Here is a 13540-nt window from a genome sequence, read left to right as displayed (position 1 = left end):
AGGTACACCCAGTTGATGCCATCGCCGGCAAGCCAGCTCCTACAGTGGACCGTGCCCGCTTTAGCTTTTGATTTGGCTTTTAAACACTCAAGCCGGCCGGTAGGCCGCTGTGCTGTTGATCTGCTTTTGATCTTGATCTTAGGCGCCCCGTTAAACCACGCTGGCCGAACGCAGGCTTTGGAGCGTGGGTAACCCGGCAGGACGCCAGGTTAGCCGTCCTGGGCCAAGGATGGCCCATGACGGCGGCCCACGGTCCAAAGCCGGAGTGAGGGCACTCCGAGCCTAGGCGAGGAGCCGAGTGGTGGGGCAAGAGCGTTTTGCTTACTTTTGCGCTGTTCAAAAGTGAGCCGCTGTAAGAGCGGAACCATAAGTGGCCGTTACCTAAATAACGGATATACACCCAAACCCCAGCCATAAAAAAAGGCACGACCCTCACAGGTCGCACCCTCTTCACAAGCCCAAGAGCTGTCAGCTACCCAAAGCCTTGGAAGCCAACCAGAACAACCCGGCCGAAAGGCCCACAGTCGCCGGCAGCGTCAACACCCAAGCCATCAGAATGGTCTTGACGGTGCCACCTTGCAGCCCGCTCTTGTTCGCCACCATGGTCCCCGCCACACCCGAAGACAACACATGGGTCGTGGAAACCGGCAAGCTGAAGATATTGGCCAAGCCAATCATGCTGGCCGTGGTGATCTGCGCCGACATACCCTGGGCATACGTCATGCCCTGCTTGCCGATCTTCTCACCAATGGTCAGCACCACACGCTTCCAGCCCACCATGGTGCCCAGGCCCAAGGCCAGTGCCACCGCCAGGATCACCCAGAACGGCGCGTACTCGGTGGTCGCCGTCAGGTCCTTGCGCAACTTGTCCAGGTCCGACTTCTCACGCGCATCCAGGCCTGGCAACTTGCCCACCTTCTTCGCGGTGTCATCCAGGCACAACAGATAACGACGCACTTCAATCCGGTGCTCGGCGGTCAACGAATGGTAGTCAGAGACACCTTTCAAGGTCCCCAGCAGGGCGTTGATCGTCGGTTCAGTCTGCTGCGGATTGCACTGGAACTTGCCCGGCAAATCGTCTTTCACGCTTTTGCCCAGGGCCAGGAACTCACCGAGGGTTTCTTGATTGCGCTGGTAGAACTGATTCAAGTGCAGCGTGGCGTCGCGGGTGCGCTCGATCTGGTAAGTGGTGCTGCCCAGGTCCAGTACGAACTGCGCCGGCACGATACCGATCAGTACCAGCATGATCAGGCCAATACCTTTCTGCCCGTCGTTGGAGCCGTGCACGAAGCTCACGGCCATCGCCGAAATCACCAGGACCAGGCGGTTCCAGAACGGCGGGTGCTTCTTGTCGTCGAGCTTGCGGCGCTGGTCCGGTGTCTTGTGCATCTTCGACAGCGGGCGCCACCATTTCAGGCCCAGCAACACCAGGGCGGCTACCACGAAACCAGCCATCGGCGAGAACACCAGCGAAGCGCCGATATCGATCGCTTTCTGCCAGTTGACGCCGTCAGCCAGGGGAATGTCGTTGATCAGGGCGTTGGCCAGGCCGACACCGAGGATCGAACCGATCAGGGTGTGGGAACTGGACGCCGGGATCCCGAAATACCAGGTGCCGAGGTTCCAGGTGATCGCCGCTGCCAATAATGAGAAGACCATGGCCAGACCGTGGCCGGTGTTCACATTGATCAGCAACTCCACCGGCAGCAGGTGCACGATGGCATACGCAACACCGACCCCACCGAGCAAAACGCCGAGGAAGTTGAACACCCCGGAGAAGAACACGGCCAGATGCGGAGGCATGGCTTTGGTATAGATGACTGTGGCAACCGCGTTAGCGGTGTCATGAAAGCCATTGATGAACTCGAAGGCGAGGACAAAGGCCAGGGCGAGCAACAGGCTCACTAGAACCCAAGCATCCAGTCCGCTGAATAAATCGATCATGAAGGTTTTCTGACCCGGTCGTAAGGGGGCGCGATTATGCCAGAAAACATCGGTAATCAATGCACTAGCTGCTCATCGGTAACATTCTTCAACGAAAAAAAATGGGGGGGAGGCGTGCATCCCGGTGTTTTCGGGGCTTTGGCAAGTGATTGATTTATATGGAGGATCCATCAAATTCGCGGGATAAAGCGCCGGAAGGGAATAACTGAAACAATCGTATGAAATTTCGCTAAGGCCACATAACGGGCTTCCCTCCACCAGCGTGGTACTGGCAGAGAGATGGCACCTTTGGAAGCTCAACCCGAAACGCTTATGGCTCTTCGGCTTTGAGGTCCTGTTCAATCTTTTGGATTTCCTGGGCAAAGGCCTGGTCGAGCAGGCTGGCTCGTTTGCGCCATGGCTTGCGTTCAGGTTCTGGCTGGGCGGCGTAGGTGGTGACTTCCCCGCCGTAAACATCCTTGTAACGTTGTTCCTGGCGCTCAAGTTCCGCGCGCAGTTCGTCTTTCGTCACATTGTTACCTAATTGAGTTGAGTTTGATTCCGGCGAAACGCGATGCCGGGAAGTCGCCCCCGGTATACCGTCAATCTGAAGATCAGCGTGGAAAGGTATACAGGAAAAACCACTTCTTTATTGCACGCGGCCACGATACCGGAGAAGAGCAGTTGTCGTAGCAACAGTTTTCTTGTCACAGCCACAAGCAGTTGGCAGGCATTCGAAATGTGTGTCAGGTACTTGCGGCGGAGCCTGCACGCAGCCGGTGCACGACTGGGTGAAATCTATCCTCGGGGTCAGGCGAGGCTGGCTCCTGCACAGGATGCATTATAGCCACGCGCTTGAATAACACTATCGCCAACAAGTTAAAAATCGTCAACTTTGTGTGAGGGTTTTGTTACGCAGGTGTGTGGGGTATTTGCTGAACTATTGGCGCCATAAATCGTGCAATGTTCTACAGGCGTTAATCAACCTTAACTTCTCTCGTACATCAGTCGATTCTGAAAGGCACTCAAATGGATGTAGAGGGGTTCCGGCACCGGTCGGCGGTGACAAATTGCGATAATCGAATGACCGTCCGATAATCGCCCAATGTTGGTTGCCCTGCCTTGTGCAGCCATTGCACGGCGGCTTGTAATAGCGGTCACCCTCCCGCAGCGGTTAAAAATAAGAGAAAGGACCCCAAATGAACGATCAATTGCGCAACTCCTTCGCATCAGTGGCGCCGCCGATCGTTGCGTCACCGGCCAAGCGCATCCAGGCGTTTACCGGTGATCCGGATTTCATGACCTCCCTGGCACGCGGCCTGGCCGTGGTGCAGGCATTCCAGGAGCGCAAGCGCCACCTGACCATCGCCCAGATTAGCCACCGCACGGAAATCCCCCGCGCTGCCGTACGCCGTTGCCTGCATACCCTGATCAAACTCGGCTACGCCACCACCGACGGGCGTACCTATTCGCTGTTGCCCAAGGTGCTGACCCTCGGCCACGCTTACCTGTCGTCCACGCCCCTGGCCGTTTCGGCGCAGCCTTACCTGGACCGCATGAGCGAGCAGCTCCACGAGGCGTGCAACATGGCAACCCTGGAAGGTGATGACATCCTCTACATTGCCCGCTCCGCCACCACCCAACGCCTGATTTCCGTCGACCTTTCCGTGGGCGGCCGTCTCCCGGCCTACTGCACCTCCATGGGCCGTATCCTGCTGGCGGCGCTGGATGACGCCTCGCTGCAGGACTACCTCGACCACGCCGACCTGCAAACCAAGACCAGCCGCACCCTCACCACCCCGCAAGCCTTGCTCGAATGCCTGCAGGAAGTGCGGCAGCAGGGCTGGTGCATTGTCGACCAGGAACTGGAGCAAGGGCTGCGTTCCATCGCCGTGCCGGTGTACGACGCTTCGGGCCAGGTCCTGGCGGCACTGAACGTCAGCACCCATGCCGGGCGGGTCAGCCGCAGCGAGCTGGAGCAGCGTTTCCTGCCGAGCATGCTCAGTGCCAGCCAGGAGCTGAGCGCGCAGCTGTTTGCGTAAGCTGTTCGGTGACCGCACAGATCCCGGCTGGATGAATTGACGGTGTTTCCCAAGGCTTATTAATGTGCGGCAGCGCTTCAAGGCGCCGCCCCAATAATAATGACGACTCAAGGTCGTTCGCCCGCCCATCGGTGTGGAAATAAAAATAATGAATCAGCCTTCACCTGCTGTCGGTACTTGTTTGGACGTTCAGTCCTTCATCAACGCCCAGCCGCTGTCGCGGTATCAGTGGCGAGTGGTGATCCTGTGTTTTCTCATCGTCTTCCTCGACGGCCTCGACACGGCCGCCATGGGCTTCATCGCACCGGCGCTGTCCCAGGACTGGGGCATCGACCGCGCCAGCCTCGGCCCGGTAATGAGTGCCGCGTTGATCGGCATGGTCTTCGGCGCCCTGGGCTCCGGCCCACTCGCCGACCGCTTCGGGCGCAAGGTGGTGCTGGTGGGGGCGGTGCTGGTGTTTGGGGCCTTCAGCCTGGCCTCGGCCTACAGCAGCAACGTCGATCAACTGCTGATCCTGCGCTTCCTCACCGGTCTCGGCCTGGGCGCCGGCATGCCGAACGCCACGACACTGCTCTCCGAATACACCCCGGAACGCCATAAGTCGCTGCTGGTGACCAGCATGTTCTGCGGCTTCAACCTGGGCATGGCCGGTGGCGGGTTTATCTCGGCCAAGCTGATCCCGGCGTATGGCTGGCACAGCCTGCTGATGATCGGCGGCCTGTTGCCGCTGATCCTCGCGGTGGTGCTGCTGTTCTGGCTGCCGGAGTCGGCGCGTTACCTGGTGGTGCGCAATCGCGGCACCGACAAGGTGCGCAAGACCCTGGCGCCTATCGAGCCGGGCATCGTCGCCCAGGCCTCGAGCTTCAGCGTGCCCGAACAGAAAACCGTCAAGGCGCGCAACGTGTTCGCGGTGATCTTCTCCGGCACCTACAGCGCCGGCACCTTGCTGTTGTGGCTGACGTATTTCATGGGCCTGGTGATTGTTTACCTGCTGACCAGTTGGCTGCCGACCCTGATGCGCGACAGCGGCGCCAGCATGGAACAGGCCGCGTTTATCGGTGCGTTGTTCCAGTTTGGCGGCGTATTGAGTGCGGTCGGCGTGGGCTGGGCGATGGACCGGTTCAATCCGCACAAGGTCATCGGCACTTTCTACCTGCTGGCCGGGGTGTTTGCCTACGCGGTGGGGCAGAGCCTGGGCAATATCACGCTGCTGGCGACTCTGGTGTTGATTGCCGGCATGTGTGTCAACGGTGCGCAGTCGGCGATGCCGTCGCTGGCCGCACGTTTCTACCCGACCCAGGGCCGCGCCACGGGCGTGTCGTGGATGCTCGGCATCGGCCGCTTCGGCGCGATCCTCGGGGCGTGGATGGGCGCGACCTTGCTGGGCCTGGGCTGGAACTTCGAACAGGTGCTGACCGCCCTGGTGATCCCGGCGGCATTGGCCACCACCGCGGTGGTGATCAAGGGCATGGTCAGCCATGCCGACGCTACCTGAAACGGACCGATAGCAAGACAACAATCCGTTCGATAATCGAACACTCAGTCGATTATCGGATTGTTTGGCCCCGACCCCCGGCTTAATCTTCAAGCACTTCGGCGCTGCCTCCAGCGCCTTTTTCGATCGATACCGGGAGCCCACCCCATGGCTGAAATCCTTTCGCTGGCTGATGCGGTAAAGCAGTTCGTGAATGACGGCGACACCGTTGCACTCGAAGGCTTTACTCACCTGATTCCTACGGCGGCAGGTCATGAAATCATTCGTCAGGGCAAGAAAGACCTGACGCTGGTGCGCATGACGCCTGACCTGATCTACGACCAGTTGATCGGTGCCGGCTGTGCACGCAAGCTGATTTTCTCCTGGGGCGGCAACCCGGGCGTGGGTTCCCTGCATCGCCTGCGGGACGCCGTTGAAAAGCAATGGCCGCAACCGCTGGAGATCGAAGAGCACAGCCACGCCGACCTGGCCAATGCCTACGTCGCCGGTGCCTCCGGCCTGCCATTCGCGGTGTTGCGCGCCTACGCCGGCTCCGACCTGCCCAAGGTCAACCCGCTGATCAAGACCGTGACCTGCCCCTTCACCGGTGAAGTGCTGGCGGCCGTGCCGTCGGTGCGCCCGGACATCACCGTGATCCACGCGCAAAAGGCTGACCGCAAGGGCAACGTGCTGCTGTGGGGCATCCTCGGGGTGCAGAAGGAAGCGGCCCTGGCGGCCAAGCGCTGCATCGTTACCGTTGAAGAAATCGTCGACGACCTCAACGCGCCGATGAACGCCTGCGTGCTGCCGACCTGGGCCCTGACTGCCGTGTGCCATGTGCCGGGTGGCGCGCATCCGTCCTACGCCCACGGTTACACCGAACGTGACAACCGTTTCTACCAGGCCTGGGACCCCATCGCCCGGGACCGTGAGACGTTTACTGCGTGGATCAACGAATACATCCACGGCACCGCCAATTTCAGTGAATTCCAGGCCAAGCTGGCCACCGCGCAGGAGGCCAAATAATGGCTTACTCGACCAACGAAATGATGACCGTCGCCGCCGCGCGCCGCCTGAAGAACGGTTCGGTGTGCTTCGTCGGCATCGGCCTTCCCTCCAAGGCTGCCAACCTGGCGCGCCTGACGTCGTCGCCGGATGTGGTGCTGATTTACGAGTCCGGCCCGATTGGCGCCAAGCCTTCGGTGCTGCCGCTGTCCATCGGTGACGGCGAGCTGGCTGAAACCGCTGACACCGTGGTGCCGACCGGTGAGATTTTTCGCTACTGGCTGCAGGGCGGGCGCATTGACGTCGGCTTCCTCGGCGCGGCCCAGGTCGACCGTTTCGGCAATATCAACACCACCGTGGTCGGTGACTACCACCAGCCCAAAGTGCGCCTGCCAGGTGCCGGTGGCGCACCGGAGATCGCCGGCTCCGCGAAGAGCGTGCTGATCATCCTCAAGCAGTCGGCTCGCTCGTTTGTCGACAAGCTGGACTTCATCACTTCGGTCGGCCACGGCGAAGGCGGTGACTCGCGCAAACGCCTGGGTCTGCCAGGCGCCGGTCCTGTAGGGATTATTACCGACCTGTGCATCATGGAGCCGGAGGAGGGCAGCCACGAATTTGTCGTCACCGCCCTGCACCCCGGCGTGACCCGTGAGCAAGTAGTGGCCGCCACCGGTTGGGCGATTCGTTTTGCCGACCAGGTGACCACCAGCGCCGAACCCACCGAGATTGAACTGACTGCCCTGCGCGACCTTGAGGCACGCACCGCTGCCGCCCACGGCCAAGCCCCCGGAGAAGCCTGATGCGCGACGTATTTATCTGTGACGCCATTCGTACCCCTATCGGCCGTTTTGGCGGTGGCTTGTCCACCGTGCGCGCCGATGACCTGGCGGCACTGCCGATCAAGGCGCTGATGGAACGCAACCCGTCGGTGGAGTGGAGCGCGGTGGACGAAGTGTTCCTCGGCTGCGCCAACCAGGCCGGCGAAGACAACCGCAACGTGGCGCGCATGGCGGCATTGTTGGCGGGCCTTCCGGAGAGCATCCCCGGCGTCACCCTGAACCGCCTGTGCGCTTCGGGCATGGACGCGATCGGCACGGCCTTCCGCGCCATCGCCAGCGGCGAGATGGAACTGGCGATTGCCGGTGGCGTCGAGTCGATGTCCCGCGCGCCGTTCGTGATGGGCAAGGCCGATGCGGCGTTCTCGCGCAACATGAAGCTGGAAGACACCACCATCGGCTGGCGCTTTATCAATCCGTTGATGAAGGCCCAGTACGGCGTCGACCCGATGCCGCAAACCGCTGACAACGTGGCCGACGACTATAAAATCTCCCGCGCCGACCAGGACGCCTTCGCCCTGCGCAGCCAACAACGTACTGCCGCTGCACAGGCCGCCGGTTTCTTCGCCGAAGAAATCGTACCGGTGCGTGTCGCCCACAAAAAAGGCGAAACCGTGGTCGAGCACGACGAGCATCCGCGGGCCGATACCACTCTGGAAGCCCTGGCCAAACTCAAGCCGGTCAACGGCCCGGACAAGACCGTCACCGCAGGCAACGCCTCTGGTGTGAACGATGGTGCCGCTGCGCTGATTCTGGCCTCTGCTGAAGCCGTCAAAAAACACGGCCTGACCGCCCGCGCCCGGGTGCTGGGCATGGCCAGCGCCGGTGTGGCGCCGCGTGTGATGGGCATCGGCCCGGTGCCGGCGGTGCGCAAACTGGTGGAGCGCCTGGGCCTGGCGGTAACTGATTTCGATGTGATCGAACTCAACGAAGCCTTCGCCAGCCAGGGCCTGGCCGTGCTGCGTGAACTGGGGATTGCCGACGACGCACCGCAGGTCAACCCGAACGGCGGCGCGATTGCCCTTGGCCATCCGCTGGGCATGAGCGGTGCGCGCCTGGTACTGACCGCGCTGCATCAGCTGGAAAAAACCGGTGGCAGCAAAGGCCTGGCGACCATGTGCGTCGGTGTGGGCCAAGGCCTGGCCCTGGCAATCGAACGCGTTTGAGACCCACAAGAATAAAGAGGATTGCTCCATGAGTGACAAGCCCGGATACCGGCGCCCGCAAGCGGGTACTCAGCCTGATTACCTGCACCCGGCCTACCAGTCGACGAACCTGCGTTCGCCGTCCAAGCCGTTGGTGTTCCTGCCCCATTCCCTGTCGGAAATCACCGGCCCGACCATCGGCGCCGAGCGCGTCAACGAGAAGGACAACGACCTGACCGCCCAGCACGAAGGCGAGCCCCAGGGCGAACGCATCATCATTCACGGGCGCGTGCTGGATGAAAACGGCCTGCCCGTTCCCGGCATCCTCGTGGAAATCTGGCAGGCCAACGCTGCCGGCCGCTACAACCACAAGCGCGACCAGCACGACGCACCGCTGGACCCGAACTTCACCGGCACCGGGCGTACCGTCACCGACGCCGACGGCTGGTACCAGTTCCAGACCATCAAGCCCGGCGCATACCCGTGGGGCAACCACCACAACGCGTGGCGCCCGGCGCACATCCACTTCTCGCTGTTCGGCCCGAGTGTGCTGACGCGGTTGGTGACGCAGATGTATTTCCCCGGTGACCCGCTGCTGGCCTATGACCCGATCTACAACTGCGTCCCGGACACGTCCGCCAAGGAGCGCCTGATCGCCTCGTTCGATCTGGAAAAAACCATTCCGCACTATGCCCTCGGCTACCGCTGGGACATCGTCCTGCGCGGCCGCGACGCCACGCCGATGGAGAAATGAGATGAGCCTCAACGCGACTACTTCCCACACCGTCGGGCCGTATTACCACATCGGCCTGACCTGGCTGAACCGCGAAGACCTGACCGTTGCCGCCACCCTCGGCGAGCGCGTGGCGATCACCGGGCAGGTGGTGGATGGCAATGGCGATGTGGTCAACGACGCCATGCTGGAAGTCTGGCAGGCCAATGCGGCTGGCAAGTACGACCATCCCGAGGATGAGCAGGACAAACCGGTGGACCCGAACTTCGAAGGCTTTGGCCGGGTGCCGGTGGATGCCGAAGGGCGTTTTCGCTTTACCACCATCAAGCCGGGCAGTGTGCCGGGGTTGAAGGGCACGACCCAGGCGCCGCACCTGGTGGTGCTGGTGTTTGCCCGTGGGCTGGTGAAGCACCTGCTGACGCGGATTTACTTTGACGGTGAAGCGGCGAATGGGGATGACGCGCTGCTGGCGTGTGTGCCGCAGGAGCGCCGCCGTACGTTGATCGCCAAGGCGGATGCGGCGGGTGTGTATCAGTGGAATGTGATTTTGCAGGGCACAGACGAAGAGACGGTGTTCTTCGATTATTGAGTGGGTTGCGGATTTATCGCAGGCAAGCCAGCTCCCACAGGGGAATGCATTCCAAATGTGGGAGCCGGGCTTGCCCGCGATGAGGCCGGCCCAGGCAACAAATATCCAAAAGTCTGCTTGCGGAACATGGTTGTTGCAAAGTATGTCTAGGCTATAACCGTTCCCACTGAGTGAAAAAACATGACAACAAAAACCAGCCACTACACCGGAGAAGAACGCAGCAAAAGGATTTTTGCGATTGTCGGTGCCTCTTCCGGCAACCTCGTCGAATGGTTCGACTTCTACGTCTATGCCTTCTGCGCCATCTATTTCGCCCCGGCGTTTTTCCCGTCGGACGACCCCACCGTGCAACTGCTGAACACCGCCGGCGTGTTCGCCGCCGGCTTCCTGATGCGCCCCATCGGCGGCTGGCTGTTCGGCCGGGTGGCGGATAAACACGGTCGCAAGAATTCCATGATGATCTCGGTGCTGATGATGTGCGCCGGTTCCCTGGTCATCGCCTTTTTGCCCACCTACAAAGACATCGGCGCCTGGGCCCCGGCCCTGCTGTTGGTCGCCCGGTTGTTCCAGGGCCTGTCGGTAGGCGGCGAATACGGCACCACTGCCACCTACATGAGTGAAGTCGCCCTCAAGGGCCAGCGCGGGTTCTTCGCCTCGTTCCAGTACGTGACCCTGATCGGCGGGCAACTGCTGGCGGTGTTGGTGGTGGTGATCCTGCAACAGATCCTCACCGAAGAAGAACTGCGGGCCTGGGGCTGGCGCATTCCGTTCGTGATCGGCGCCATTGCGGCGGTGATCTCGCTGTTGCTGCGTCGCACCCTGAAAGAAACCACCAGCAAGGAAATGCGTGAAGACAAGGACGCCGGCAGCATTGCCGCGCTGTTCCGCGATCACAAGGCGGCGTTTATCACCGTGCTCGGCTACACCGCCGGCGGCTCGCTGATTTTCTACACGTTCACCACCTATATGCAGAAGTACCTGGTGAACACCGCCGGGATGCACGCCAAGACCGCCAGCTACATCATGACCGGCGCGCTGTTCTTCTACATGTGCATGCAGCCGGTGTTCGGCATGCTGGCGGACAAGATTGGCCGCCGTAACTCGATGCTGTGGTTCGGCGCCCTGGGCACGCTGTGCACTGTACCAATCCTGTTGACCCTGAAAACCGTCAGCAGCCCGTTCCTGGCTTTTGTGCTGATCACCCTGGCCCTGGCCATCGTGAGCTTCTACACCTCCATCAGTGGCCTGGTGAAAGCCGAAATGTTCCCGCCACAAGTACGCGCACTGGGCGTGGGCCTGGCGTATGCGGTGGCGAACGCGATCTTCGGTGGTTCGGCGGAATATGTGGCCTTGGGGCTCAAGTCCATGGGCATGGAGAACACCTTCTACTGGTACGTCACGGCGATGATGGCGGTGGCGTTCCTGTTCAGCTTGCGCCTGCCCAAAGAGGCGGCGTATTTGCACCACGATCTGTAACCGGCTGGCGCATGCCCGTTGCCGGGTATGCGCCACCTAGGGATGTGTTATGACGATGCGCACGAGCAACCAACTGTTCGACGCCTACTTCACCGCCAACGGCATGGCCGAAGTGTTCTGCGACCAGGGGCGTTTGCAGGGCATGCTGGATTTCGAAGCGGCGCTGGCCCGGGCCGAGGCTCAGGTCGGGTTGATCCCGCAAGCGGCCGTCGCGCCCATTGCCCAGGCCTGCCTGGCTTCTCTCTACGACGTAGATGCCCTCGGCGACGCCATCGCCACCGCAGGCAACTCCGCGATTCCCTTGGTCAAGGCCCTCGGCAAGTTGATCGCCAGCGAAGATGCCGGCGCCGAACGTTATGTGCATCTGGGCGCTACCAGCCAGGATGTGATGGACACCGGCCTGGTGCTGCAACTGCGCAGTGCGGTCGAGCTGATCGAACATGATCTGGCGCGGTTGGGGGACATTCTTGCCGCCCAGGCCCAGCGTTACGGGACAACTCCTTTGGCGGGCCGGACCTGGCTGCAGCATGCAACGCCGGTCACGCTGGGCATGAAGATCGCCGGCTGGCTCGGCGCAGTCACCCGCAACCGGCAGCGCCTCAGTGAGCTCAAGCCGCGTTTGCTGGTGCTGCAATTTGGCGGTGCTTCCGGAACCCTGGCGGCCCTCGGTGAACAGGCGATGCCGGTGGCGCAAGCACTGGCCGCCGAGTTGCAGCTGGGCCTGCCGGAGCAACCCTGGCACACCCAGCGCGACCGCCTGGTGGAGTTTGCCTCGGTGCTCGGTTTGATCGCCGGCAGCCTCGGCAAGCTGGGTCGCGACATCAGCCTGCTGATGCAGACCGAAGCGGCGGAAGTGTTTGAGCCGTCGGCCCCCGGCAAGGGCGGCTCTTCGACCATGCCCCACAAGCGCAACCCGGTGGGCGCTGCCGTGCTGATCAGCGCTGCCACGCGAGTGCCCGGCCTGGTGGCAACGATGTTCAGCGCGATGCCCCAGGAACACGAACGCAGCCTGGGCCTGTGGCACGCCGAATGGGAAACCCTGCCGGAGATTTGCCGGCTGGTATCCGGTGCGTTGCATCAGGCGCTGCTGGTCAGCGAAGGCCTGGAAGTCGACCCCCGGCGCATGGTCCAAAACCTTGATCTGACCCAGGGCCTGGTACTGGCCGAAGCGGTCAGCATCGTCCTCGCCCAGCGCCTGGGCCGCGAAACCGCGCACCATCTGCTGGAACAATGCTGCAAACGCGCCGTCGCCGACGGGCGTCACCTGCGCGCGGTGCTGGGGGATGAACCCCAAGTGACTGCCGAGCTTTCGGCGGCCGAACTCGATCGCCTGCTGGACCCGACGCACTACCTGGGCCAGGCGTACACCTGGGTCACCCGGGCCGTGGCCGAACATTTTGCTTTGACTGCCTGAGGAGGCTGCTGTGGGATTTGTACAACTCGCCGATGGCGAACTGAACTACCAACTCGATGGCCCCGAAGATGCACCGGTACTGGTGCTGTCCAACTCCCTGGGCACCGACCTGCATATGTGGGACATCCAGATCGAGGCGTTCATCCAGTACTTCCGGGTGCTGCGTTTCGACACCCGCGGCCATGGCAAGTCGCTGGTCACCGAAGGCCCCTACAGCATCGAGCAGTTGGGCCGTGACGTGTTGGCGCTGCTGGATGCGTTGCAGATCGAGCGCGCGCATTTCTGCGGGTTGTCCATGGGCGGCCTGATCGGCCAGTGGCTGGGGATCAACGCGGGTGAGCGTTTGCGCCGGCTGGTGGTGTGCAACACCGCCGCGAAGATCGGCACGCCCGAGATCTGGAACCCACGCATCGAGATGGTCCTGCGCGACGGTGCGGCCGCGATGGTTGCCCTGCGTGATGCGTCAATTGCCCGCTGGTTCACCGCCGACTTCGCCGAGGCTCATCCTGACCAGGCCAAGCTGATCACCGATATGCTGGCGGCGACTGATCCCCAGGGTTATGCCGCAAACTGCGCGGCCGTGCGCGACGCGGATTTCCGCGAGCAACTGGCGTCGATCAAGGTGCCGACCCTGGTGATCGCAGGCAGCGAAGATGCGGTGACGCCGCCGGCGGGTGGGCACTTTATCCAGGCGCATGTGCAGGGCGCCGAGTATGCCGAGTTCTATGCCGCGCACTTGTCCAACGTGCAAGCCGGTGCGGCGTTCAGCGACCGTGTGCTGGAATTTCTGCTATCGCGCTGAGTATCGCTGAACCCTGTGGCGAGGGAGCTTGCTCCCGTTGGGCTGCGTAGCAGCCCCTGAGCAGCCGCAACCCAACTATTTGTAAAACCCTGTAGCGGCCT

General features: G+C 61.9%; 12 protein-coding genes. 10 read left to right on the top strand and 2 right to left on the bottom strand.

Going from position 1 to position 13540, the window contains the following annotated elements:
• Positions 1-468: 468 nt before the first annotated feature.
• Entirely contained in the window at positions 469-1944 is a 1476-nt protein-coding gene (locus tag ACIOMR_RS26445; RefSeq protein WP_003219836.1) for an inorganic phosphate transporter, read from the bottom strand.
• Between the two features lie 310 nt (positions 1945-2254).
• Positions 2255-2455: a hypothetical protein gene (locus tag ACIOMR_RS26440; protein ID WP_003219834.1), complete on the bottom strand. Its 201-nt coding sequence runs from the start codon at positions 2453-2455 to the stop codon at positions 2255-2257.
• Positions 2456-3122: 667 nt separating this feature from the next.
• Here ACIOMR_RS26440 and pcaR point away from each other — a divergent pair.
• From pcaR to pcaD, 10 genes are all read left to right on the top strand, one after another.
• Positions 3123-3965, top strand: a complete 843-nt coding sequence (gene pcaR / locus ACIOMR_RS26435; RefSeq protein WP_003219833.1) for a pca regulon transcriptional regulator PcaR — start codon at positions 3123-3125, stop codon at positions 3963-3965.
• Between the two features lie 148 nt (positions 3966-4113).
• Entirely contained in the window at positions 4114-5460 is a 1347-nt protein-coding gene (locus ACIOMR_RS26430) for an MFS transporter (RefSeq protein ID WP_003219832.1), read from the top strand.
• 147 nt (positions 5461-5607) lie between these two features.
• On the top strand, positions 5608-6465 hold the full coding sequence (locus ACIOMR_RS26425; protein ID WP_003219830.1) for a CoA transferase subunit A: 858 nt from the start codon (positions 5608-5610) through the stop codon (positions 6463-6465).
• Positions 6462-7244: a CoA-transferase subunit beta gene (locus ACIOMR_RS26420; protein WP_172834582.1), complete on the top strand. Its 783-nt coding sequence runs from the start codon at positions 6462-6464 to the stop codon at positions 7242-7244. The genes ACIOMR_RS26425 and ACIOMR_RS26420 overlap by 4 nt, the downstream gene beginning before the upstream one ends.
• A complete protein-coding gene (gene pcaF, locus ACIOMR_RS26415) occupies positions 7241-8446 on the top strand; it encodes a 3-oxoadipyl-CoA thiolase (RefSeq protein ID WP_178912300.1) in 1206 nt (401 codons plus the stop codon). Before ACIOMR_RS26420 ends, pcaF begins: the two co-directional genes overlap by 4 nt.
• A gap of 28 nt (positions 8447-8474) precedes the next feature.
• The gene (gene pcaH / locus ACIOMR_RS26410; RefSeq protein WP_003219824.1) at positions 8475-9179 is read left to right on the top strand and encodes a protocatechuate 3,4-dioxygenase subunit beta; all 705 of its coding nucleotides are present in this window, start codon (positions 8475-8477) and stop codon (positions 9177-9179) included.
• 1 nt (position 9180) lies between these two features.
• Positions 9181-9747, top strand: a complete 567-nt coding sequence (gene pcaG, locus ACIOMR_RS26405; protein ID WP_003219820.1) for a protocatechuate 3,4-dioxygenase subunit alpha — start codon at positions 9181-9183, stop codon at positions 9745-9747.
• A gap of 180 nt (positions 9748-9927) precedes the next feature.
• Entirely contained in the window at positions 9928-11223 is a 1296-nt protein-coding gene (locus ACIOMR_RS26400; RefSeq protein ID WP_003219818.1) for an MFS family transporter, read from the top strand.
• Between the two features lie 49 nt (positions 11224-11272).
• Entirely contained in the window at positions 11273-12637 is a 1365-nt protein-coding gene (locus ACIOMR_RS26395) for a 3-carboxy-cis,cis-muconate cycloisomerase (RefSeq protein WP_401197229.1), read from the top strand.
• Positions 12638-12647: 10 nt separating this feature from the next.
• Complete coding sequence (gene pcaD, locus ACIOMR_RS26390) at positions 12648-13439, top strand: 3-oxoadipate enol-lactonase (RefSeq protein ID WP_401197227.1); 792 nt, start codon at positions 12648-12650, stop codon at positions 13437-13439.
• The last annotated feature ends 101 nt before the right edge of the window (positions 13440-13540 follow it).

The organism is Pseudomonas sp. NPDC087814, from assembly GCF_044742865.1.
Classification (GTDB): Bacteria; Pseudomonadota; Gammaproteobacteria; order Pseudomonadales; family Pseudomonadaceae; genus Aquipseudomonas.
Note: the sequence above shows the minus strand (reverse complement) of the source record. Positions and strands in the feature narration are given on the sequence as shown.